Below are 22,891 nucleotides of genomic sequence, written 5' to 3' on the forward strand. Positions count from 1 at the left end.
AGTGCAAGGTCACAGTCTGTGCCCCTGCTGCCTCACTGTGTCCTTGTCCTAGCATCCGACCCATGACGGTCCTCCCCGATGACGGGTTCTCGCTGGCCGCCGAATTCCCGAATCCCTCCCATGAGCAGTGGCAGCGGCTTGTCGCCGGTGTGCTGCGCAAATCGGGCAAGGACGTTCCGGAGTCGGCCGCCGAGGAAGCGCTGTCCACGGCCCTGGAGGACGGGCTCGCCACCCGTCCCCTCTACACGGCGGGCACAGCGGGCAGTACGGCTGGCACAGCGGACGGCCACACCGGCGGTGTGGGATTCCCCGGCTTCGCCCCCTTCACCCGGGGCGGCAGGCCGGAAGGCGGCGCCATCGCCGGCTGGGACGTCCGCCAACGCCACGATCGACCCGACCCGGCCCACGCCAACGAGGCCGTGCTCGCCGATCTGGAAAACGGTGTCACCTCGCTCTGGCTCTCGATCGGCGAGGGCGGCATCCCCGTCTCCGCGCTCGACAGGGTCCTGGAGGGGGTCTATCTCGACCTTGCTCCGATCGTGCTCGACGCCGGAGCCGCCTTCGACGCCGCCGCGCGGGAACTGCTGCGCATCCACGGTGAACGGGGTACCCCGGCCGGCTCGGTACTGGGCAATCTGGGTGCCGACCCGCTGGGTCACGCCGCGCGGACCGGTGCCTATGACGAGGTGCCGACGCTCAGTGCGGCAGCCGCCGAACTCGCCCGGCTCTGCCACGAGCGGTACCCCGGGCTGCGCGCGCTGACCGTGGATGCCCTGCCCTACCACGAGGCCGGCGCGTCGGCCGCACAGGAACTCGGCTGCTCCCTCGCCGCCGGCGTGGCGGCCCTGCGTGAGCTGACCGCCGCCGGGCTGAGCAGCGACGCGGCCTGCGGGCAACTGGAGTTCCGCTACGCGGCCACCGCCGACCAGTTCCTGACCATCGCCAAACTCCGTGCGGCCCGACGCACCTGGGCCAGGATCGCCGAGGTGAGCGGCGCTGAATCGGCCGGCGCGCAGCGGCAGCATGCCGTGATATCGCCGGTGATGATGACCCGCCGCGACCCCTGGGTCAACATGCTGCGGACCACGGTCGCCTCCCTCGCCGCGGGCGTCGGCGGCGCGGACGCCGTCACCGTGCTCCCCTTCGACCACGCCATCGGTCTGTCGGACGCCTTCGCCCGGCGCATCGCCCGCAACACCTCCACCATCCTTATCGAGGAGTCCCATATCGGCCGGGTCATCGACCCGGCCGGGGGTTCCTGGTACGTGGAGCAGCTCACGGATGAGTTGGCGCAGGCGGCCTGGGAGTGGTTCCAGGAGATCGAGCGCACCGGCGGCTCACTCGCCGCGCTGCGCGGCGGACTGATCTCCGAGCGGATCGACGCGACCTGGCGGTCCCGAAAGGCGAAGATCGCCCAGCGCAAGGAGCCGATCACGGGCGTCAGCGAGTTCCCCCTGCTCGCAGAGGCTCCGGTACACCGCGATCGGGCACCCGAAGGGCCGTCCGGTGGGCTGCCGAGGGTTCGCCGCGACGAGGAGTTCGAACAGCTGCGCAGCCGCTCGGACGCCTGGCTCGCGGGGACCGGAAACCGACCGCGCATCTTTATCGCCGCGCTCGGCCCCGCGTCGGCGCACACCGCGCGTACCTCGTTCGCCGCCAATCTCTTCCAGGCGGGCGGTATCGAAACGATCCACGACCCGGTCTCGGTGGACGCCTCATCGGCTGCCGCGGCGTTCGCCGCCAGTGGCGCCGATCTCGTCTGCATCTGTTCCAGTGACGCCCTCTACGCCGATCAGGCCGTTCCGGTCGCCGAGGCGTTGAAGGCCGCCGGAGCACAGCGCGTCTACCTCGCCGGTCGTCCCGGCGAGCAGCGTGAGGCATATCTCCAGGCGGGGGTGGACGAGTTCGTCTTCGCGGGCGGCAACGCCGTTGCCGTCCTCACCCTCGCACTCGACCGGATGGGAGTGGCGTGATGGGCATTCCGGACTTCACCGGGATCGCACTCGGGCCGAGCAGCGCCGCGGGCTCGAAGGACCAGTGGCAGAGCGCCGTCAAGGAGGCCACCGGCAAGAGCGCCATGGATCTGGTGTGGGACACCCCGGAAGGCATTCCCGTCCAGCCCCTCTACACGGAGCAGGACCTCGCGGGTGTGGACTTCCTGGCCACCTACCCGGGGATCGCGCCGTATCTGCGCGGACCGTATCCGACGATGTACGTGAACCAGCCCTGGACCATCCGCCAGTACGCCGGGTTCTCCACCGCCGAGGAGTCCAACGCCTTCTACCGACGCAATCTCGCGGCCGGCCAGAAGGGCCTCTCGGTCGCCTTCGACCTGCCGACCCACCGCGGCTACGACAGTGACCACCCGCGGGTCACGGGTGATGTGGGCATGGCCGGGGTCGCCATCGACTCGATCTACGACATGCGACAGCTCTTCGACGGCATCCCGCTGGATCGTATGAGTGTGTCGATGACCATGAACGGTGCGGTGCTCCCGGTACTGGCGCTCTACATCGTGGCCGCCGAGGAGCAGGGCGTACCGCCCGAGAAGCTGGCCGGGACCATTCAGAACGACATCCTCAAGGAGTTCATGGTCCGCAACACCTATATCTATCCGCCGACGCCATCGATGCGGATCATCTCGGACATCTTCTCCTACACCTCCCAGAAGATGCCGCGCTACAACTCCATCTCGATCTCCGGGTACCACATCCAGGAGGCGGGGGCGACGGCCGACCTGGAGTTGGCGTACACGCTCGCGGACGGGATGGAGTACCTCCGGGCCGGGCGGGGCGCGGGGCTGGACGTCGACGCGTTCGCGCCGCGGCTGTCGTTCTTCTGGGCGATCGGGATGAACTTCTTCATGGAGGTCGCCAAGCTACGGGCGGCACGGCTGCTGTGGGCGAAGCTGGTGAAGACCTTCGACCCCAAGAACCCCAAGTCGCTTTCGTTGCGCACCCACTCCCAGACCTCGGGTTGGTCCCTGACGGCCCAGGACGTCTTCAACAACGTCACCCGCACCTGTGTGGAGGCGATGGCCGCGACTCAGGGCCACACCCAGTCGCTGCACACCAACGCCCTCGATGAGGCGTTGGCGCTGCCCACCGACTTCTCCGCACGCATCGCCCGCAACACCCAACTGCTGCTCCAGCAGGAGTCCGGTACCTGCCGGGTCATCGACCCCTGGGGTGGCAGTGCCTATGTGGAGCGGCTGACCCATGACCTCGCACGGCGTGCCTGGCAGCACATCGAGGAGGTGGAGGCGGCCGGGGGCATGGCGCAGGCCATTGACGCCGGCATCCCCAAGCTGCGCGTCGAGGAGGCCGCGGCCCGCACCCAGGCACGCATCGACTCCGGACGGCAGCCCGTCATCGGTGTGAACAAGTACCGGGTGGAGACCGACGAGCAGATCGATGTGCTGAAGGTCGACAACTCCTCGGTGCGCACCCAGCAGATCGCCAAGTTGCGGCGGCTGCGGGAGGAACGCGACGAGGCGGTGTGCCAGGACTCCCTGCGTGCCCTGACCGCGGCCGCGGAGCGCGGGCCAGGCCCCGGCCTTGAGGGCAATCTCCTGGCGCTCGCGGTGGCCGCGGCCCGTGCGAAGGCGACCGTCGGTGAGATCTCGGACGCCTTGGAGAGGGTCTACGGACGCCACTCGGGTCAGATCCGTACGATCTCCGGTGTGTATCGCAATGAGTCGGGCGAGTCCCCGGCCGTGGAGCGCACCCGGACCGCGGTGACCGCGTTCGAGGAGGCGGAGGGCCGCCGCCCCCGCATCCTGGTGGCCAAGATGGGCCAGGACGGACACGACCGGGGCCAGAAGGTGATCGCCACGGCCTTCGCCGACCTCGGCTTCGACGTCGATGTGGGCCCGCTGTTCCAGACGCCCGCCGAGGTGGCGCGCCAGGCCGTCGAGGCGGATGTCCATATCGTCGGGGTGTCCTCGCTGGCCGCCGGGCACCTCACCCTGGTGCCGGCGCTACGGGAGCAGTTGGCGGCGGAGGGCCGCGAGGACATCATGATCGTGGTGGGTGGGGTGATTCCGCCGCAGGATGTACCGACCCTGCACGAGGCGGGTGCGGCGGCGGTGTTCCCGCCCGGCACGGTGATCCCGGACGCGGCCCACGATCTTCTGAAGACCCTGGCCGCCGCGCTCGGCCATGAGGTGTAGTCCGTGCCTTCGATGCCACCGACGATCGACATCGACACGTACGCGGACGGGGTGCGGAAGGGTTCCCGGGCGTTCATCGCCCGGGCGATCACCCTGGTCGAGTCCACCCGCCCCGACCACCGGGTGCTGGCCCAGCGGCTGTTGACCCGGCTGCTACCGGATGCGGGCGGGGCCCGACGGGTGGGGATCAGCGGAGTGCCGGGGGTGGGCAAGTCCACCTTCATCGATGCGCTGGGCACCATGCTCACCGGGCTCGGACATCGGGTCGCGGTCCTTGCCGTCGACCCCTCGTCCAGTCGTACCGGTGGTTCCATCTTGGGCGACAAGACCCGGATGGAGCGGTTGGCGACGGACCCGGCGGCCTTTGTCCGGCCCTCCCCCACGGCGGGAACACTCGGCGGGGTGGCGAAAGCCACTCGCGAGACCATCCTGGTCATGGAAGCGGCGGGGTACGACATCGTCCTGGTGGAGACGGTCGGGGTGGGACAGTCGGAGACCGCCGTGGCCAATATGGTGGACACGTTCCTCCTGCTCACCCTGGCCAGGACCGGTGACCAGTTGCAGGGCATCAAGAAGGGTGTGCTGGAGCTGGCCGATGTGATCGCCGTGAACAAGGCCGATGGTCCCCATGAGCGGGACGCTCGGTCCGCGGCCCGGGAACTCGCCGGCGCGCTGCGGCTGATGCACCCCGTGGACGCGGCGTGGACTCCCCCGGTGCTGTCGTGCAGCGCCCGTGAGTCCATGGGCCTTGACACCGTGTGGGAGCGGATCGACCAGCACCGTGCCCTGTTGGAATCGACCGGGCGGCTTGCCGTCAAGCGGAGGAATCAGCAGGTCGACTGGGCCTGGTCGATGGTGCACGATGAGTTGAAGGACCGGTTGCGCAGCCACCCCGAGGTGCGGACGCTCGCTCCGGAGCTCGAACAGCAGCTACGGGACGGGCGGTTGACGGCCACCGTCGCGGCGGAGCGTATCCTGGACGCCTTCCAGCTGCCCCGGTAGTGATCGGGGCGCTCTCTGGAGACGGGCAGGGGGTGGGGTGCGGCCCATCCCCTGCCGTGCTCTCTCCCCCATGCCGGCTTGGCTCGGGGCGCCTGGGCTGGCGCGCGAGCACGACCGCGCTTCCCCTGGTCCCGCAGTCGTCCCGTAGCGCGGGCGTACCCCCACGCCGCGTTGCCGTTTCGCCCCCCTGCGGCCCGTGTGGGAATGCTCTTCCGCCGTGCGGTGCACCGCAGCTGGCACCGGGCCGATCCGCCTCAGAGCGCGGGCCAGCCCTTGGGGCCGAGCTGGTAGAGGTTGAAGCGGTATCCCTGGATCTGGCGGCGCATCACGGTGGCCATGGCACGCAGCATTCCGCGCTGCCGCTGGGGGATGCGGCGGCTGACGGCAGCGGGCAGCCGAGCGAAGGTGCACGTCCGGGTGAGGGCGATGTCCGGGTGCCAGCGCTCCGGCTCCGCCGGGTCGTCGCAGCGCCAGCGCATCCGCGCGGCGACCCTGCTGAGGACGTCATGACCGTCCTGGCCGTCCAGCATCGTGGCGGAGGCGGTCTCCAGGGCCAGTTGGGCTCCGGGCAGTTGCTGGGCGAGCATGCGGAACACCTGACGCGCCTCAGCCTCGTCGAGATGGATCGGTACGGCTTCGGCAACGAGGAAGTACGGCCCAGGGCTCTGGCGTACGGCCTCGATCCAGGAGGGGTCGGTCACGGAGGCGGCAAGGGTGCGTCTGCGGTGGGTGCCGTGGCGGAGGGCGTGCCGCAGTTCGCGTGCATCGGCCAGATCGAGGTCGAACCAGTGCACGGTCCCGTTGTCGAGTCGCTCGAAGCGGGAGTTGAGCCCGGTGCCGAGTTCGATGACGGTCCCGTGGGGGTGGTCGTTGAGGAAGTCCTGAACCCAGGTGTCGAAGAGGAGTGTGCGGATGCTGGCGCCGAGCAGGCCGCGCGCACCGTTGAACCGCGGGAAGTCGTCGTCCATGGAGTCGACCATCTCCACGGAACGCAGGTCTTGGAGCACGCCTCGGCGCTTCGCTGTGTCCATGGCTCTGGCGCCCAGCAAGAACAGCGGGGGTTGCTGGATCTCCTCCAGATCGGGCGCGTGTGTGGTCCGAGGCTCCATAGTCATCTCTCCTGGGTGGTGTCGGCGATGCGGTGCGACGACAGAAGCGCCATTCTAGTTAGGTAACCCTAACTTGCACCCGGGCGGGGGTGACTTCCCTGCCGACAGCGGCCGGCCGGTCCCACCAGCTGGTGAGGTCATAGGTTCTGAGCTGGGACGTCTTCGAACGGAGCAGTGGCTACGGTTGATCCTGCGCCGTACGTCACCCGCCGTCCGGGGTTGCCCGGGCGGCGGATTCCACCGCTGGTGTGCCCGGTGTCCGCGAGCGCCTCGCAACCGACGGGTAGCGTGCGGCCTGTATCGCGCGCACCCCTACGGACGGGCCGGGGGGCATAGGGGTAAGGGAAGCGAAGGTGGCTGAAGGATGAGGCTCACGGTCCTGGGCGGTGGAGGCTTTCGGCTGCCGCTGGTGTACGGCGCGCTGCTGGGCGACCGCGCTGAGGGCAGGGTCACCGAGGTGGTTCTGCACGATGTGGACGCCGGCCGGCTGACCGCCATCGCCCGCGTCCTCGCGGACCAGGCCGAGGGGGTGTCGGACGCACCGGAGGTGAGCGTCACCACCGATCTGGATGAGGCCCTGCGCGGGGCGGACTTCGTCTTCTCGGCGATTCGGGTGGGCGGTCTGGCCGGCCGGGCCGACGATGAGCGCATCGCCCTGGCGGAAGGGGTGCTCGGGCAGGAGACCGTCGGGGCGGGCGGGATCGCCTACGGTCTGCGGACGGTTCCGGTGGCCAGGGAGATCGCGCGCCGGGTGGCACGGCTCGCGCCGGACGCCTGGGTCATCAACTTCACCAATCCGGCGGGGCTGGTCACCGAGGCGATGTCCCGCGAGTTGGGCGACCGGGTGATCGGGATCTGTGACTCCCCGGTCGGCCTCGGCCGCCGGGTGGCGCGGGCACTGGGCGTGGACCCGGAGCGGGCCTGGTTCGACTACGCGGGCCTCAACCACCTCGGCTGGTTGCGCGGGCTCGTTGTCGACGGCCGCGATGAACTCCCGGGGCTGCTGGCCGACCCGACCGCCCTGGGCTCCTTCGAGGAGGGACGGCTCTTCGGGCCCGAGTGGCTCCAGTCCCTGGGATCGATCCCCAACGAGTATCTGCACTACTACTACTTCAACCGGGAGACGGTTCGCGCCTACCAGGAGGCCGAGCAGACCCGCGGGGCCTTCCTCAACCGGCAGCAGGCGCGCTTCTACGCGGAGTTGGAACGGCCGGACGCGCCGGCGTGGGAGAGTTGGGACCGTACCCGGGCCGAGCGCGAGTCGACCTATATGGCGCACAACCGCGAGGCGGTGGACGCCGGCGAGCGTGATGCCACCGATCTGGAGTCCGGGGGCTATGAGCATGTCGCGTTGGCGCTGATGCGCGCGATCGCCCATCACCAGCGCACCACGTTGATCCTCAATGTCCGTAACCGAGGGGCGCTTGCGCCGCTGGACGAGCAAGCGGTGGTCGAGGTGCCGTGCTTCGTCGACGCCAACGGGGCGCACCCGGTCGCCGTATCGCCCCTGCCGGACCATGCCACGGGCCTGGTGTGCGCGGTGAAGGCGGTGGAGCGCGAGGTACTGGCGGCTACGGAGAGCGGTTCACGGGCGCGAGCGGTGAAGGCGTTCGCCCTGCATCCGCTCATTGACTCGGTGAGCGTCGCCCGACGGCTCCTCGATGGATACAGGGAGGTCCATCCGGGCCTGGCCTATCTCCGCTGAGGACACCTTCCGCGGCGCCCTGCACCGCCGGAGCAGGGCAGACAGGGCGTCAGCGGAGGCCAGTGCTAGCCGAGTTCCAGGGTGGTGACGCCGAAGACACGGTCGGCACGGATCTGAGGGGCGGGGCCGGTGTACATCCGTACGGTGGGGAACTGCGCGGTCAGCCCGCGGTCGGTGGCAAGGGCCGCGGCGGCCTCCTGGGTCTGGGGCATATCGACGGCGACCTCGTCGGTCGGGCCGAGATGTGCGGTGAGACCGTCGAGGACTGCCGCCGCGTCCGGTGCGGTGTCGGCGAACAGCGGACCGATCCGGTGGCTGTCCCGACCGGGCCGGATGACGCCGTACCCGGTGACGCGTCCGTCCCGCCACCGGGCGTGGGCGATGTGCCCGGGTGCGGTCAGCCAGCGGGAGAGAAAGGCCCGCCGATCGGCGGGGAAGCAGTCACGGTCGTACTCGGCGATCGCCTCCAGGTCCTGCGCGGTGATGGGGGTGACACCCTCGTCCACGACGTCGACCCGCTGGGGAACCCCGCCGTAGCGAACCGTGCCGTAGGCGGGGCTGAAGCCGGAGCGCTGGTAGTTGTCCTGCTGGGCGGGCACGGCGTCGAGGCCGACCAGCCGGTTGCCGGCATGGGGAAAGGCGGCACGCCAGGTCGCGAGCCCCCACCCCTGCCCCCGCAGATCGGGACGGACCACGTAGTAGCCGAGGAAGGCGTACTCGTCCGAGTAGTTGACGACGGAGATCGAGGAGACGGGCTCCCCGTCGAGGCGGCCGATGAAGAACCCGGCGGGGTCGGTGGGGTGGAAGCACTCCGCATCACCGTCGCCGGGGTTCCACCCCTCGGCGGCGCACCATTCGGCGACGAGGCGCCATTCCTCCCGGGTGGCGCTGCTGACGCTGAAGCGGGCCGCTCCGGTGGTGTCGGACGTCTGGACCGTCTCGCCAAGTGGATTGGTCATGAGCGGGTTTGTCCCTTCTCTCGCTGTCGGTTGACGGGGCTGTCGGGCTCTGGGCTACCGATGCTCTCGACCACCGGTACGGACCCGTGTGGGAACGCCGCCCCAGGGGGCTGGAGTTGGCCTAGATCAGGTCCATGGCCGCTACTTCGTCGGGGCTGCCGTAACTCACGGGGCCCTGGAAACTCCTCCGGGCCCTGGCGAACCACCACGCGGCGGCGACAAGGAGGACCACCCCCAGGGCGATCGGCGCGTAGTTGAAGGTCGTGTGGGTGATGGGCGAGGAGTGCGGCAGCATGAACAGCACACTGCTGAAGACGATCCAGGCCACCGCCGTACGTGCCACGGGCCGGCCCCAGCGCCCGAGATGCCAGGGGCCGCGCTGGAACTCGTCGCCCAGGCGCAGCCGGAGATAGATGGGCACTCCATAGGCGAGATAGAGCCCCACGACATTGACGCTGACGATCGCGGCGAACACGGTGTGCGACCACCAGGCCGGAGTGATCAGAACGAAGGAGCAACCAGCCGCCAACCAGACCGCTTTGACGGGTGTACGGGTACGGGGGGACACCGAATGCCACCACCGGGATCCTGGCATGGCACCATCGCGCGCAAAGGCGAAGATCTGCCGGGTATTACTGGTCATGTTGGCGAGCCCGCAGAAGAGCATCGCGCCGATGACGATGAGCAAGAGCAGTCGGGCGGTTCCGGCGCCAAGGGCATCAATGAGAATCCGCACGGGCGGCGCGGACGAACTCGCTGTAGTCGCGTAATCGCGGATCGCACACACCAGGGCGATCATGAGTATGAGGCCGGCGATCGCGGAGCAGGCGATGGACCACATGATGCCCTTGGGAGTACTCACGGTCGCCTTCACCGTCTCCTCCGACATGTGGAAGCTTCCGTCGAATCCTGTGAAGGTCCAACTACTCACCAGGAGCCCGAGCATTGCGGCGTAAACAGCATTGGAGAAGCCGGTGTTGTTCACAAAATGCGTACTGAAGTCGACTGATTGATGGTCCGTTGGGATCAGCGCCAGGCTGAGCACGATGATGGTCACACCGATGACCAACCACCACACGGAGATACGGTTCAGGGCCGCGACGAGTTGCACGGTGTAGGTGTTGGCGAGCGCCTGGAGCAGCAGAATCACGGTGGTGATGGCCACGGTTCGGTGCCCGGTCACCTGATAGCCGGGCCACTGCATGACGATGAAGGCCTGGATGAAGGTGGCGGCGGCATAACCGGTGGCAGCGGTGCCTCCGATCTGCCCGACGAAGTTCAGCCAGCCGGTGTACCAGGACCAGGCGCCACGATGCCGTTTGGCGAGTTTGCCGGCGGAGAAGTAGAGCGCGCCACTCGTGGGGTACGCGGAGGCGATCTCCCCCATGGCCGCCCCGACAAACAGCACCATGAGGGAAACGCCGATCCAACCGAACACAAGAATCAAGGGGCCGCCGGCGCCCATGCCGTAACCAAAAGCGGAGAAGATTCCGGAGATGACATTGATGATCGTGAAGGAGATCGCAAAGTTGTCGAACGTTCGAAAGCGACGGGTGAGTTTTCGCGGGTATCCCATCGCATGGAGTGTCGCGTCATCATCGAGAACGACGGCGCGATCATCGTGATGACGTTTTCTCGGTCGGATGGCAGTCATTCGCTCGGACACAACCGCGTTATTTCCCTTCATCGCTGGGCAGACCGAAGGTTGAGATTCAGCCGGAATTGGGTACTGGCAACCCACAGGCCCGTCTCGCTCTACTCAATTGAGCTGCCGGGGCACCGAAAACACTCCATGGCATACGCGCGGCATAAGGGCCCATGGCCGAAAGGACTTCGCGTGCCTCGAATTCACGGCGCCCCAGATAGAGCGCATGCGCCAGATAGGAGAGATCGAGAACAGGGGTGTAGCGATAGCGGGAGAGCTGGGGGAACCAGTGGGTGTAGCCCGCTGCCGCGGTGGCCACGCACTGGGGCTGTCGCCAGGCGTGGTGAGCGAGCAGCGAGTGAGGATCGTACTCCTCGGCGAGGGCGATCAGCGGCAGCAGGCGCAGCGGCGAAGAGATGGGCGCACGGTTGCTGAGGAAGGCGGCAACATCCCAGCGTGCGCTCGCCGTCCCACCGTACCGGGTGAAGAAGAAGGCGAGAAAACGGTGGTGCGCCTCGCGATTCCAGGGGTCAAGTCGGAGGATGCGGGCGAATAGTTGCCAAGGCCCGGGGGGAGCGGTCAACAACCCGAGGGGGGCACGGTCGAGGGGTCGTCTGATCCGGGTGACGGCCAATTGAGCGACCCAGGGGGTGGGATCCTGGGGAAGCAGCCGGGCGGCGCGTTCTGCCGCGGCGTTGGCGATGTCCACCAGGGCCTCTGTGTGCGGCCCCTGCTCGTCCGCTGAGCGCAGTGCGCGAAGCATCGCGACACGGGCCCACAACAGCGCGGATTCGGGCCCCGGCTCCTCGTCCAGCCAGCGCTCGGCGAGATCCGAGTCGGCCGCTTCGGATGCGAGTACCAGGGAACGGTGGGCCCTGATCTCGAAATCCCCGCGTGCTTCCCGGAGTAGTTCCTGTGCGCTGAGGTAGCGACCCGCCCTTACGTCGATGCAGGCGCGGGCAAGCTGGTGGTCATCGGCTGCCGGATGCCAAACGTACTGCCCATGGAACGGGCCAGCGGCCACGATCTGTTCCCCCTTCCCCCCGGACGGCACCGTCCGCCCGCATTCCGGCCACGCCGGACAATGCCGGATCACTGTGGATCACCGGCAGCGGGATCACACCCTACTCAGGACGGAGTGAGAGGGAAAACAGTCATCCAGGGAACGTTGGCCGGGTCTATTGCACATCACAGAGGGCACTGGCATATGCCGTCTCCTGCGCACCTGTGATTGCCGGACTCTTCTCGAACGTGTACGCCATAGCAGAGGTTCCTGGCCTGTTCGATGGCGAAAGAATGACCACATCGGGCTCCTGATCACCGATCGTGAAGGTGACCGGACATCGAATTTGCGGGCGACTCACCCGTTCGCACGGACAGTCGACACCTCTTCGAAGGGTGCTCGTTGGGCGGGCATGATCATCGCTCGGCGCTCAGCGCTCGTTTCCTCGGCATGCATCGCGGCGGCTCTCGTGACCGGCCCCCTATCGGTCAGTGCGGGTGCGCACTTCGCCTCGGACACCGTCACCATCGATCGCATCGGCCAGATCGCCGAAGACGGAGCGATCACCCTCACCGGAACCTACCGCTGTTCATCACCTCGTCTGGGCCCGGTCCTCATCGGTTCCAAGGCGGTTCAGGGTGACGCCCGTGCGAGTCTCGACGGCATCGTCGCGAACTGCGACGGTCAGCAGCGGACCTGGCGGGCCACCGGCCAGGCTTCCGGCACGTTCCGGCCGGGGGCCGCACGCGGGGAGGCGACCCTGATCCAACTGGACCTCTCGCACGGCCTGGTGCCGTTCCCGACGGTTCTGACCGCGGGCGACACGCAACTGACGCTTCAGCGAGGCTAGCGCCCCGGACCCCGGCGCCCTCCACCGTCGTCTTCACCCCAGCGCGAGGCGAGCAGCAGGGCGATGTCGTCCGGGCGGTCGGTCGCCGCGCCCGCCCCGCGGATCAACCGGTCGGCCGTCTCGGCCAGTGGTGCGGAGCCGCACTCGGCGAGTGCGCTCCGCAGTCGCTCCACACCGAGGTCGATGTCGATTCCGGGTCGTTCCACCAAGCCGTCGGTGTAGAGGGCGAGGACTGCCCCGGAGTCCAGTCGCCATTCGGTGACCGGGTAGGAAGCCGATGCGTCCACGCCGAGTACGACACCTCCGGCAAGGTCGAGAACCTCCGTCGGACCGTCCGGGTGTTGGAGCAGGGGCTGGGGATGGCCGGCCCGCACTGCCTGGGTGTGGCCGGTCCTGGGGTCGACGACGATGTAGCAGCAACTGGCGAACTGGCCTGGGTCGAGGTCGATGAGCAGCCGGTTGGTCCCGCTCATCACCTCCCGAGGATCGTGCCCGCTCAGCGCGAACGCCCGTACGGCGCTGCGCAGTTGCCCCATGGTGGCGGCCGCCGAGACACCGTGTCCCTGGACGTCTCCGATGACCAGCGCCAGCCGATCGCCGGTCTCGATCACGTCGTACCAGTCACCGCCCACGTCCATGCCCTGGGTGCCGGGGAGATAGCGGCCGATGGTGGCCACGTTGTCGAGTTCGGGCAACTGGTGCGGCAGAAGGGCGTCCTGGAGGCCGCGGGCCAGCGCGGCCTCCGTGTCGTAGCGCTGGGCGCGGGCGAGGGCCTGGGCGATCAGTCCCGCGAGCGCGGTGAGCACCGCGCGTTCCTCGGGGCCGAAATCCCGCGGCTGGTCGAAGCCCAGGATGCAGGAACCCACCGGACGCCCGGAGGCGATCAGCGGCAGAAAGGCCCGGGCGCCGACATGGGCGTCGAGGGGGATGCCGGGGTAGGAGTTCCCCAGCTTCTCCATCGACTCGAAGAAGAGGGGTCGGCCGGAGGTGAGGGTCTCCACCCCGGGTAGCCGGGCATCGAGCGCCACCCCGTCGAAGCGGTCCAGGAAGCCCTGGGGAAAGCCGGTCTCCCAGGCCAGGAACAGATGGCGCTCATGCAGGAGGTAGATCGCCAACTGCCGGCCGCCGAAGGCCGGAAGCAGTTCCTCGGTGACCACGGCCGAGACCTGACGGGCGGTCACCGCCTCCGTCAGGGCGATGGCGAGGGCGACCGGCCGGTACAGCGCCGAAGCCCGGTCGGCCGGTGAGCTGGGCCCGGGCACCATCGCCGTGCCGGGTGCGGCTTCGGGTTCGGGCCCCGGTGCATGACTGGGCTCATCGGCGGCGACGATGGTGACGGTGAGTCCGTCATGGCCGGAGTAGAGCGAGAACGCCAGCCACTCGTCCGGGGTGCGGCGGGCCACGAAGTGGACCGGGCTGTGGGACATCAGGGCGGCCCGGAAGTGGTCCTCATGGATGGTGTGGCCCAGCCAGGGCAGCACATCCCACAACACACGGCCCGTCAGCTCGGGTCCCGCTCGCCCGAGTAGGGCTTCGGCGCTGTTGTTGAGATAGGTGATGCGACCGAGCCGGTCGAGGGAGAACACCCCGCGCGGCAGCCGGTCGGTGGCCTCGAAGACGATCGGCGCGGAGCCGAGGTCGACGAGGCAGCCCGTGAGCGCAGCCGGCCGGTGGGTACCCGACGGCCCATCCCCCGCGGCGGAGATCTCGAAGAGATAGGGACGACCGTCCGGTCCCCGCACCCGGATTCTGCGACGGGTCCGCCGGCTGGCGGCGGCCGTCTGCCGGGCGAGCGCCCAGATCCCCAGGACGTCTGCCGGCATCAGCCGGTCGGTGAGCGCGTCCAGGGTTCCGCTGAAGCGCGCGGGGTCGAGGCCGAGGATCGCGCAGAGCTCGTCGTCGACCGTGAGGGCCCCGCTGTCCAGCTCCCAGGTGAAGTGGCCGATCCGCACCAGGGGGGTGGTGACGGACGGGAGTTGGACGGGGTGGGGTTCGGCTTCCCACTCAAGGGAGACTCCCTGGTCGCTCAACTCGCCGAGCGAGGAGCCCAGTCGGCGGGCGACGTTGTGGATGCGATGACGATCGCTGTTCTCGACGGGATTCCCGGGGGTGGCTCGCCGTAGCACGGCCAGTACCCCGCGTTTCTCCTTGCCGCTGACGACCGGTACGTACAGCGAACTGAAGGGGAAGGGCAGCCCGGCCATCAGTTGGGGGAAGCGGCGCATGGATTCCTCGGCGTCGGCGAGGTGGATGGCGCGTCCCGAGCGGTAGGCCTCGGCAACCGGGAAGGGGCGGTTCACATGCATGCGCCACCACGGGTGGAAGAGCCTGGCCGGCAGCCCGGCGAGTACGGCCAGCCGGAGCATGCCCTCCGTACGCGAACGCAGGTAGACACCGCCGGCGTATCCACCGACCGCCTCGGCGGCGCTGACGGCGGCCTGGGCGAGCACCACCTCCAGCTCATCGGGTGCGCGGCTACCGCTCTGAGGTGCTCCGGGCGCCGCCGGGAAGGTCGCTGGCCGCTCCGGCGGGGTACGGCCGGTGGCGTCGTACCAGGTCATCAGGGTCTGTCCGTCGGACGCGGCAGGACCCTCCCGTCCCGCCCCCGACCCCCGCGCGCCGCCCCGCCTCCAGCCTTCGGCACGGCGGAGCCCCCCGTCCGCCGGACTCCCTGCTCCGCCTTGCGATGCACGTCAGCGACCCCGCTCTGTGATCCTGCCTGACCGAAAGACACGCCCAAGGCCAATATGCTCCTGAGACGCGCCACCGCGCATCTCCGTGGAGGGGGAGCACCCCCGGAGGCCAGCAGCGGGGTTCGCACCGGGTGGACCTCTGCCGCAGAGGTCCACCGCGACATCTGGTCCGGCTCGGCCACTTCCCCGTGGTCATGAGGTCCAGCAGCTGTCCGACATCTGAGACGACAGGTGCTACCCGAACGTACTTCCGCCGTACGACAGCGGCTCCTGGGCTATGTTGAGGCCGGATTGGGACGAGAAGGAGTGACACCGGTGCCATCAGATCAGCAGGCACGCGCACAGGCGTCTGCGATCACGCCGGGAAGACCGGCTCCGGAGACGGAGCTCGCCCCCACGGACAGGGTTCTGGCCCTCTTCGGCGGCCATCGGCTCTCCCCAGGTCAGCGACGTATCGCGCAGTACATCACCGAGCACCTCACCGAAGCCGCGTTCCTGTCGATCACCGACCTCGCGGAGCGGGTCGGCGTCAGTCAGCCCTCGGTGACGCGGTTCGCCGCCTCGGTGGGCTTCAGCGGATATCCCGCGCTGCGCGAGGCCCTCCAGCCGATCGCGCTGAGCGCGGTCGCCGCGTCGCCGGAGTCACGCGAGGAGAACCGGCGCAATGAGTTGCAGGCCGCCGTGGACGCCGAAATCGGCAATCTGGAGAGTCTGCGCAGGCTGGTCGCGGATACCCAGCAGGTCCTCGACCTCGGCCGTGAACTGGCGCAATCGATTCCGTTGACCGTTCTCGGGCTGCGCATCTCCGTCTCGCTCGCGGAGTACTTCGCCTATGCGGCCCGCCGCATCCACCCCGATGTACGCACGGTGACCCGGGGGGGCAGTGTCGCCTATGACGCGCTTCTGCAGTCCCGGGAGGCGGGCGGAAGCTGGGTGCTGGCGTTCGCGATGCCACGGCACGCCAAGGAGACCCTGGCGGCCATGCGGGCCGCCCGTAGCACCGGATTGCGTATCGCCCTGATCACCGACGTGGCACTCGGGCCGCTGGTGGACGAGGCGGATGTGACCTTTGCCGCCGCGACCGGCTCCCGGCTGGTCTTCGACTCCTACGCGGCGCCGGGGGTGCTGTCGGCCGCGCTGCTCCAGGCCATGGCGGACGCCGATCCGCAGCGCACACAGACCCGGTTGGAGGGCTACGAGCACGCCACCGAGCAGCACGACTTCTTCCTGGAGGACTGACTCCTCACCGTCTGAGGGGGTAGTTGCCCGATGGGTGAATATGCATGAATTTTTTCATACCCTTGATTACTCAACGGTATATATATTTACTGTTCGAGTAGCTGGAGATCCTCGGATCACCGGAAGGCCCACGCCATCGAGGATTCGGCAGCCCGCAACGATGCTCATCACCCCTCGCACCGCCTTAAGAGGTGCGCACCGCTTCCCGGAGTTGGGACCCGTCCCACCCGCGGGCGGCATCGGCGGAACCGAACACCCTTAGGCCCCTGCGGGCCTCCTAGAGCCGGACACCGAAGAAGAGACGCTTGTTCCTCCTCGCGTTGCTTCGTGGTGATCCGTGAGGGCAGTCCGTCCCCTGCGGACGCCCCTTCGGCGGCCTCGGTCTACCCCTGGACCGAGGCCGCCATAATCCCCACGGTGGGATCAGCCGTCCTGCTTGGCCGCCAGTGCGGCCGCCAGGCCATCCGCGATATGGGCCTCAGTGGCAGCCTTGTCCACACCGGCCGCGGCGAGGATCCCCCGGCCGTCCTCCTGCTCCAGCAGAGCGAGCAGGACGTGTTCGGTGCCGATGTAGTTGTGCCCGAGCCGCAACGCCTCGCGATAGGTCAACTCCAGCACCTTGCGGGCTCCGGCGTCATAGGGGACGAGGTCGGGCACCTGCTCCACCGCGGGCGGAAGCGCGTCGGTCGCGGCCTGGCGAACGGTGTCCAGCGCGACGCCCTGCGCCACGATCGCACGGCCGGCGAGTGACTCGCGCTCGGTCAGCAGCCCGAGAACCAGATGAACGGGGCCGATGTTCCCGTTGCGCGCCGCGTGCGCCTCGTTCTGCGCGCCCATGACCACGTTCTTGGCGCGGGCGGTGAACCGGCTGAACCCCTGACGGGGATCGAGATCCGATGATTCGCCACCCTCCTTGGACACGAATCGCTTCTGGGCGGCCTGTCGGGTGACCCCCATGCTCTTGCCGATATCCGTCCACGAAGCACCCGAGCGGCGCGCCTGGTCCACGAAGTGACCGATCAGATGGTCCGCCACATCGCCGAGGTGGTCAGCGGCGATGACCGCCCCCGAGAGCTGGTCCAGGGTGTCGGGGTGAGCCGTCTTGATGGCATCGATCAGATCGTCGAGACGGACCGGGTTGTTCATTTGAGTTGGCTTCTCCATGCGTCAACCATAGGTTGACAGGCCACTGACCGTCAACCCGAAGTTGACATTCAGCGGCTCGGCGCCTCCCCTGACGCGATCACGTGGGCACTACGACGTACGGCCCGGTGGCTCGCCCGCTTCGGGTGATCCGGTGGTGTTCTCCCGCCGTCGCCGAGCCCGGCACCGCCGGGCATCGGACAGCGGCGATGATTGAGTCCCCCATCGGCAGTACGCACCTCACAACGACCGCTCCCGGAGGGAACCACCGATGACCGACGACACAGCGGAGATCACCGCCATCGTCAACCGCTGGGCCAGGGCAGTGCACGAAGGGGACCTCGACGGGGTGCTCGCCGACCACACCGACGACATCGTGATGTTCGACGTACCCCCACCCGATCAAGGGGTCCGGGGGATCGACGCGTACGCACGGACCTGGCCGCCCTTCTTCACCTGGCAGCGGCAGGGGGCCTGTTTTGAGATCGACTCGATGGAGATCACCGCGGGGGACGAGGTCGCCTTCGCCCACGCGCTGCTGCGCTGCGCCACGGCGGAGTCACTGCGCACCGAGCCGGCTCAACGGCTGCGGCTGACCTTGGGCCTGCGCAAGGAGAACGGTCGCTGGATGGTCGCACACGAACACCACTCGTTTCCCGACCGGAGCTGACAGCCGCGGCGATCCCCCTCGACCGTCCGCGACCCCGGTCGAACACCGGGCACGCAAACGGACTCGGGGTCGCTCCCCTCGCCCCACGGGTGGGCTAGTGGGCCGGGAGTGTCATCGCTCCCGGCGGCTGGAACCACAGGGGTCCACCGGCCATGGCGCGCTCGACCCGGAAGCGAGACCATTCATCCAGCTCCGGCAGCTCGTCCGCGGCGAACCAGCCCACCTCAAGCGACTCATCGTCGTTGACGCGCGCCACACCCCCGGTGGCACGGCAGCGGAAGGTGATGTCGAGATACTGGCAGCGGTCACCGTTGGGGTAGACGACCGGCTCGGCCGCCGCCTGGATCAGTACGACACTCTCCGGGACGCAATGCACCGCGGTCTCCTCGTACACCTCCCGCACGGCGGTGTCGGCCGGTTCCTCGCCGGGCTCGGGGATACCGGCGACGGTCGACCAGCGGCCGTTGTCAGCCCGCTTGCCCAGCAGCACTCTGCCCTTGTCGTCAAAGACGACTGCGGTCACTCCCGGCAGCAGAAGCAGCTGATTTCCCGCTGTGGCGCGGATGTCGAGAATGAAGTCAGGGGTACCCATTGGGCCGACCCTACTGGTCCGCCGCAGCTTCCCGACCGCCCGCGGTCGGCCCCGATGACTCCCTCCTGCGTCGTACGGCCCGCATGGTCACCCAGCCGATCCCCGTGCCGGCGAGCAGGAGCAGGATCGCCTCGGGCCAGGCTCCAAGCCGGGTGGCCAGGGTCAATGAGGAGCGCAGCGGTACTTCGGCCACCAGCGCGTCCGGTGTGAACATCTTGGTCTTCCGCACGACCTCCCCGTCCGGCATGATCACCGCGCTCACCCCGCTGGTGACGGGCACCACCACGGACCGACCGTGCTCGACCGCTCGCACCTGGGACATGGCCAGCTGCTGATAGGTCATCTCGCTCCGGCCGAAGGTGGCGTTGTTGCTCGGTACGGAGATGAGCTGCGCGCCACCGGTGACGGTGTCCCTGGCCATGTCGTCGAACGCGGCCTCGTAGCAGGTCACCAGGCCCACCTTGGTACCGGCGAGATCGAAGACCCCCACCTTGTCGCCGGGCCCGAAGTCCCGGCGTACCCGGTCCACGTCGGAGCTGAAGATCCGCACCACGGAACGCATCGGGATGTACTCACCGAAGGGCTGCACATGGCGCTTGTCATAGGTGTCGACGGGCCCGCGCTCGGGGTCCCACTTGATGAGGGTGTTGCGGAGCTTGCCGGTTTCGGGGGTGAGGACCGCACCGACCACCGTCGGCACCCCGATCGTGCGCACCGCGCGATCGATGACCTGGCGGGCGTCCGGATTGCGGTAGGGGTCCAGATCGGAGGAGTTCTCCGGCCAGAGCACGAAGTCGGGCTTCGCCACCTTGCCGGCGCTCACCTCGGCGGCGAGTTCCTCGGTGCGGCGGACATGGTTGTCGAGGACCGCTCGGCGCTGGGCGTTGAAGTCCAGACCGAGGCGGGGCACATTGCCCTGGATGGCCGCGACGGTCGCGGTGCCGTCCTCGGCCGAGGCGTCGACCAACGGCAGGGCCGCAAGGGCCAGGGTGACCGGGGCGAAGAGCGTGAGCAGCGCCGCCGCCAGGGGCCCGCGGGGAAGAGCACCGGTGCGTCGGTACGCCAGCCCGCGTCGCACGCACTCGTACAGTCCGAAACCGGTGAGCAGCACGGCGAAACCGAGCAGTGGTGTCCCACCGACCGCGGCGAGCGGCAGGAAGAGCCCGTCCGCCTGCCCGAAGGCGAGCTTGCCCCAGGGGAAACCACCGAAGGGCACCCGTGCCCGTGCCGCCTCGCCGAGGATCCAGATCGCCGCGGCCCACACCGGCCACACCGGCAGCCGGCTGACGGCGGCGATCCCGACCGCGGCGCCAGCGATGAAGAGCGCCTCCACCGCGGCCAGGGCGATCCAGGGCACCGGGCCGACCTCCTCCCCCGTCCAGATCAGGAGCGGGAGCAGAAAGCCCAGGCCGTTGAGGTAGCCGAGCCCGAAGGCGGTCCGTGCCCGGCGTCCGTACAGGCTCCAGCCGAGGAGCGCGATCGCCGGCACCGCCAGCCACCACAGGGGGCGGGGCGGAAAGCTCAGATAGAGGAGAACCCCGGAGAGCGCGGCGGCCCCCGGACGCAGCAGCCGACGGAGCAGGGGCCGCCGCCCGATGGGTTCGGGTCGCGGGGCGTCTACGGGGGTCATGGTGGCGCTCACCTGCCGGAGTCTACGGCGAGGGGGCAGGTGCCCGGCAGTCCGGGCACCGCGCGGGGGTGCCCGATCCCCTTGCGGCCCGGGCCGCTGACCACCCGCCCGGCCCGGCCGTGCGGAGCGAGCCCATCGGTGTCGTACCGCCCGGCGGAGAGCGGTACGGCACCGGGGCCGGCCGAACGATCAACCGAGCTTCTTCACCTGGGCGTCGATGACGGCCTTCGGCAGCTCGCTCTTCCCGGCGAGGCTCAGGGCGTAGAAGGTGGCGACGGTGCCGCCCTTGCGGACCGCCGTCAAGTAGGCGTTGCCCGGCTTGCCCTCCATGTCAACGGTCAGCGCGAAGTTCACCGCCTCGTCTCCGGCCGGGTAGGCGGCCGGCGCGACCTTGGTGAACTTCAGTTTGTCGGTACCGACCAGCATGGTGAAACCGCTACCGCAGTCCGTGCCGGCCTTCTTGATGGCCGCCAGGGTGTCAGCGGCGCCCTGGCCCTCGTACGAGGCCACGGTGTCGGCGGTGATGGTGCCGCTCAATGTCTCCATGGCCGCCGCCAGCTTCTCCTCTTCGGTGGCGTCCTTGCCGGGGTTCTCCGGGATGGCGATGACCTTGCGCACCGAGGAGGCGGCCGCGTCGCCGGTGCCTCGCAGGGCCATGCCGTCCACCAGCGGGGCACACTCCTTCCTGTCGGCGCTGGCCGCCTTGGCGGCGGCGAAATCCGCCTTGGTGGCCGGGTTGATCTTGTGGCGCGGGAGGTCGCTCTGCGTCAGCATCAGCTTGTCCACCTCCGCCTGGGACAGTGCCTTGGCGGCAGGGGCGGCGGCGGGCGCGCTCTTCGACGCCTCGGCCTTCGGCTTGTCCTTCGCCGCGGGCTCATCCGAACCGCATGCGGTCACCAACAGGGCCAGCGAGACGGCGGAAGCGGCAAGAACAGTACGGCGGACGGTCGTGCGGCGCATGAGAGGGGCTTTCCTTCGAGTCGGTGAACGACGCTTCCCCGGCGCGGAGTTCATCTCGGCGCTACTCACTCGGAATCGTCGTGAGGCCCGAATGTATGCCGTGCGACGGTCAAATGATCTACCTGGGGAGTGCCCGCGCCAATTGTGATCCCAGCGCAATCGCACCTCAGTCCAATCGAGACGCCTCCCTGCACAACCCTCAGACGATTGTCCGCATATGAGGTGCAACAGCGCTTTTCCCGCCCCAACAGCATCATGGCTCATGTCCGCCAATCGGGTGTTCCCGTACCCCCCATCCACAAAGCCGTGTCTCTGCCGTTACCGTGTGCGCCAGCCCTGCCGTACGGCTTCACACCGAACGCAAGGGCGTACGGGGGTTCCGTCATAGGTCGGGGGGTCGGCGGAATGGCTGGACCGGGCATGCGTGCCGGGGCGCGGGAGCATGGCCGCACGGCTGATGTCATCGGGGTTCTTGTGCTGGGCGGCTGCGCCGTGTGGTCGCTGATCAGCGCCGTGGGACGGGACGCCAGACCTGAGGGCGTGCTCCTGGCCGTGTTCGCCGTGGCCGCGGGATACGCGGGCGGCAGGATCAGCGGCACCCTGCTACCGGTGGCGGCGGCCACCGCGATCTCCGTCGCGGCCCTCGGTCTTGCCATCGCATCGCCGGACGGGGTGCCGGGCGCGCATACGAGCGCCCCCATCCAGCCCGGCCATCTGGGGGCCTCCGCCGGTCTGCTGGTGCTCGCGGTCGGCGCCGCCTGCTGCGCGGCGGGGGCGGCCGGCTCGGGAACCGGCCGGGTCATCTCGCGGGTGCTGGCGATCGCGGCCGTCGGTACGGCGCTCGTGCTGGAGTCGATCACCGGGGCGGTGGCGGGTGCGGGCGTGCTGCTCTGCTCCCTGGCGACCTCACGCATGCGGCGCCGGACCGTGGCACTCGGCGCCCTCGCGCTGATCCCCGCTCTGGTGGCGGTGGTTTCGTGGGGGGTGGCCAAGGACGCGCTGCCGAACGGGTTGACCGACTCCTTGAAGGGCGGGCTGACCCACCATCGAGCAGCCCTGTGGCAGGACGCGGTGTCACTGGCCGAGGCTGAACCGATACGGGGCGTGGGGCCGGGCCGCTTCGGGGAACGGAGCCTGACCGCCCAGCAGTCGGTGGGCTCGGACGGCAAACCCCATTCGGCACCGCTTCAGCAAGCGGCCGAGCAGGGGGTGGGGGGGGTGGTGCTGCTCGTAGGGGCATTCGGGTGGTTGCTCCTGGGGCTCTGGCGTTCACCGCGGCCCACCCCGACCGTGCTCAGCGCGGGTGCGGCACTCGCGGCGCTCGCGGTGGTGGCATCGGCGAGCAACGCGCTGAGCTTCGCACCGGTGACCGCGGGTGCGGGCCTGTTGGCGGGGGTGGCCACCGCACGGCTGGCAGGCGGTGACGCCCCGGAGCCGAGCGGCGGACTGACCCCGGCGACGGCAGGATTCCTGGCCGACTGAGTCCAGGAGGCTACGGGTTCGGGGGTGGGAGGGCCACG

17 protein-coding genes are annotated in these 22,891 nt (G+C 69.1%); 8 read left to right on the forward strand and 9 right to left on the reverse strand.

Annotation, left to right across the window (positions count from 1 at the left end; genetic code table 11):
• Positions 1-62 precede the first annotated feature (62 nt).
• Genes NBG84_RS20715 through meaB form a run of 3 tightly spaced genes read left to right on the forward strand, consistent with a single transcriptional unit; the run spans position 63 to position 5,173 of the window.
• Positions 63-1,973 carry a methylmalonyl-CoA mutase family protein gene (locus NBG84_RS20715; protein ID WP_250921024.1) on the forward strand — a complete coding sequence of 637 codons (1,911 nt, stop codon included), beginning with the start codon at positions 63-65 and terminating at the stop codon, positions 1,971-1,973.
• A complete protein-coding gene (gene scpA, locus NBG84_RS20720) occupies positions 1,973-4,171 on the forward strand; it encodes a methylmalonyl-CoA mutase (RefSeq protein WP_250921025.1) in 2,199 nt (732 codons plus the stop codon). Before NBG84_RS20715 ends, scpA begins: the two co-directional genes overlap by 1 nt.
• A 12-nt stretch (positions 4,172-4,183) precedes the next feature.
• Positions 4,184-5,173, forward strand: a complete 990-nt coding sequence (gene meaB, locus NBG84_RS20725; protein ID WP_250921103.1) for a methylmalonyl Co-A mutase-associated GTPase MeaB — start codon at positions 4,184-4,186, stop codon at positions 5,171-5,173.
• Between the two features lie 254 nt (positions 5,174-5,427).
• On the opposite strand, the gene NBG84_RS20730 is transcribed toward meaB, so the two are convergent.
• Complete coding sequence (locus NBG84_RS20730) at positions 5,428-6,282, reverse strand: class I SAM-dependent methyltransferase (protein WP_250921026.1); 855 nt, start codon at positions 6,280-6,282, stop codon at positions 5,428-5,430.
• 364 nt (positions 6,283-6,646) lie between these two features.
• Between NBG84_RS20730 and NBG84_RS20735 the strand changes: the two genes are divergently transcribed.
• Positions 6,647-7,987 (forward strand): 6-phospho-beta-glucosidase, encoded by a 1,341-nt coding sequence (locus NBG84_RS20735; protein WP_250921027.1) that lies wholly within the window; start codon positions 6,647-6,649, stop codon positions 7,985-7,987.
• Between the two features lie 65 nt (positions 7,988-8,052).
• Here the strand turns inward: NBG84_RS20735 and NBG84_RS20740 are convergent, their stop codons facing one another.
• The 3 genes from NBG84_RS20740 to NBG84_RS20750 form a co-directional block, all read right to left on the reverse strand.
• Positions 8,053-8,946: a GNAT family N-acetyltransferase gene (locus tag NBG84_RS20740; protein ID WP_250921028.1), complete on the reverse strand. Its 894-nt coding sequence runs from the start codon at positions 8,944-8,946 to the stop codon at positions 8,053-8,055.
• A gap of 121 nt (positions 8,947-9,067) precedes the next feature.
• Positions 9,068-10,522, reverse strand: a complete 1,455-nt coding sequence (locus tag NBG84_RS20745) for an amino acid permease (RefSeq protein ID WP_308312090.1) — start codon at positions 10,520-10,522, stop codon at positions 9,068-9,070.
• 136 nt (positions 10,523-10,658) lie between these two features.
• Positions 10,659-11,615 (reverse strand): hypothetical protein, encoded by a 957-nt coding sequence (locus tag NBG84_RS20750; protein ID WP_250921029.1) that lies wholly within the window; start codon positions 11,613-11,615, stop codon positions 10,659-10,661.
• 448 nt (positions 11,616-12,063) lie between these two features.
• Between NBG84_RS20750 and NBG84_RS20755 the strand changes: the two genes are divergently transcribed.
• Positions 12,064-12,444 carry a DUF6299 family protein gene (locus tag NBG84_RS20755; RefSeq protein ID WP_250921030.1) on the forward strand — a complete coding sequence of 127 codons (381 nt, stop codon included), beginning with the start codon at positions 12,064-12,066 and terminating at the stop codon, positions 12,442-12,444.
• On the opposite strand, the gene NBG84_RS20760 is transcribed toward NBG84_RS20755, so the two are convergent.
• Positions 12,441-15,005 (reverse strand): SpoIIE family protein phosphatase, encoded by a 2,565-nt coding sequence (locus NBG84_RS20760; protein WP_250921031.1) that lies wholly within the window; start codon positions 15,003-15,005, stop codon positions 12,441-12,443. The two genes, NBG84_RS20755 and NBG84_RS20760, sit on opposite strands and share 4 nt — an antisense overlap.
• Positions 15,006-15,452: 447 nt before the next feature.
• On the opposite strand from NBG84_RS20760, the gene NBG84_RS20765 reads away from it, so the two are divergent.
• Positions 15,453-16,376, forward strand: coding sequence for a MurR/RpiR family transcriptional regulator (locus tag NBG84_RS20765; RefSeq protein ID WP_250921032.1), 924 nt, complete (start codon positions 15,453-15,455; stop codon positions 16,374-16,376).
• A 423-nt stretch (positions 16,377-16,799) separates the two neighbouring features.
• Here NBG84_RS20765 and NBG84_RS20770 read toward each other — a convergent pair whose 3' ends face one another.
• Positions 16,800-17,540, reverse strand: a complete 741-nt coding sequence (locus NBG84_RS20770; protein ID WP_250921033.1) for a Clp protease N-terminal domain-containing protein — start codon at positions 17,538-17,540, stop codon at positions 16,800-16,802.
• Between the two features lie 250 nt (positions 17,541-17,790).
• Between NBG84_RS20770 and NBG84_RS20775 the strand changes: the two genes are divergently transcribed.
• Entirely contained in the window at positions 17,791-18,189 is a 399-nt protein-coding gene (locus NBG84_RS20775; RefSeq protein WP_250921034.1) for a YybH family protein, read from the forward strand.
• A gap of 94 nt (positions 18,190-18,283) precedes the next feature.
• Here the strand turns inward: NBG84_RS20775 and NBG84_RS20780 are convergent, their stop codons facing one another.
• The 3 genes from NBG84_RS20780 to NBG84_RS20790 all read right to left on the reverse strand — a co-directional run bounded on the left by NBG84_RS20780 (position 18,284) and on the right by NBG84_RS20790 (position 21,371).
• On the reverse strand, positions 18,284-18,781 hold the full coding sequence (locus NBG84_RS20780) for an NUDIX hydrolase (protein WP_250921035.1): 498 nt from the start codon (positions 18,779-18,781) through the stop codon (positions 18,284-18,286).
• A gap of 10 nt (positions 18,782-18,791) precedes the next feature.
• Complete coding sequence (gene lnt, locus NBG84_RS20785) at positions 18,792-20,423, reverse strand: apolipoprotein N-acyltransferase (protein ID WP_250921036.1); 1,632 nt, start codon at positions 20,421-20,423, stop codon at positions 18,792-18,794.
• Between the two features lie 177 nt (positions 20,424-20,600).
• Positions 20,601-21,371 (reverse strand): hypothetical protein, encoded by a 771-nt coding sequence (locus NBG84_RS20790; RefSeq protein WP_250921037.1) that lies wholly within the window; start codon positions 21,369-21,371, stop codon positions 20,601-20,603.
• Positions 21,372-21,776: 405 nt separating this feature from the next.
• On the opposite strand from NBG84_RS20790, the gene NBG84_RS20795 reads away from it, so the two are divergent.
• Positions 21,777-22,853, forward strand: coding sequence for an O-antigen ligase family protein (locus NBG84_RS20795; RefSeq protein ID WP_250921038.1), 1,077 nt, complete (start codon positions 21,777-21,779; stop codon positions 22,851-22,853).
• Positions 22,854-22,891: the final 38 nt, after the last annotated feature.

Source organism: Streptomyces albipurpureus (assembly GCF_023701525.1).
GTDB lineage: Bacteria > Actinomycetota > Actinomycetes > Streptomycetales > Streptomycetaceae > Streptomyces > Streptomyces albipurpureus.

Bases quoted from the DNA above. Each gene is read 5' to 3' on its own strand.
- meaB (WP_250921103.1), top strand. From the start codon at position 4,184: ATGCCACCGACGATCGACATCGACACGTACGCGGACGGGGTGCGGAAG.
- NBG84_RS20730 (WP_250921026.1), bottom strand. From the start codon at position 6,282: ATGGAGCCTCGGACCACACACGCGCCCGATCTGGAGGAGATCCAGCAA.
- NBG84_RS20760 (WP_250921031.1), bottom strand. From the start codon at position 15,005: ATGACCTGGTACGACGCCACCGGCCGTACCCCGCCGGAGCGGCCAGCG.
- scpA (WP_250921025.1), top strand. From the start codon at position 1,973: ATGGGCATTCCGGACTTCACCGGGATCGCACTCGGGCCGAGCAGCGCC.
- NBG84_RS20745 (WP_308312090.1), bottom strand. From the start codon at position 10,522: ATGGGATACCCGCGAAAACTCACCCGTCGCTTTCGAACGTTCGACAAC.
- NBG84_RS20775 (WP_250921034.1), top strand. From the start codon at position 17,791: ATGACCGACGACACAGCGGAGATCACCGCCATCGTCAACCGCTGGGCC.
- NBG84_RS20735 (WP_250921027.1), top strand. From the start codon at position 6,647: ATGAGGCTCACGGTCCTGGGCGGTGGAGGCTTTCGGCTGCCGCTGGTG.
- NBG84_RS20770 (WP_250921033.1), bottom strand. From the start codon at position 17,540: ATGGAGAAGCCAACTCAAATGAACAACCCGGTCCGTCTCGACGATCTG.
- NBG84_RS20740 (WP_250921028.1), bottom strand. From the start codon at position 8,946: ATGACCAATCCACTTGGCGAGACGGTCCAGACGTCCGACACCACCGGA.
- NBG84_RS20790 (WP_250921037.1), bottom strand. From the start codon at position 21,371: ATGCGCCGCACGACCGTCCGCCGTACTGTTCTTGCCGCTTCCGCCGTC.
- NBG84_RS20780 (WP_250921035.1), bottom strand. From the start codon at position 18,781: ATGGGTACCCCTGACTTCATTCTCGACATCCGCGCCACAGCGGGAAAT.
- NBG84_RS20715 (WP_250921024.1), top strand. From the start codon at position 63: ATGACGGTCCTCCCCGATGACGGGTTCTCGCTGGCCGCCGAATTCCCG.
- NBG84_RS20795 (WP_250921038.1), top strand. From the start codon at position 21,777: ATGGCTGGACCGGGCATGCGTGCCGGGGCGCGGGAGCATGGCCGCACG.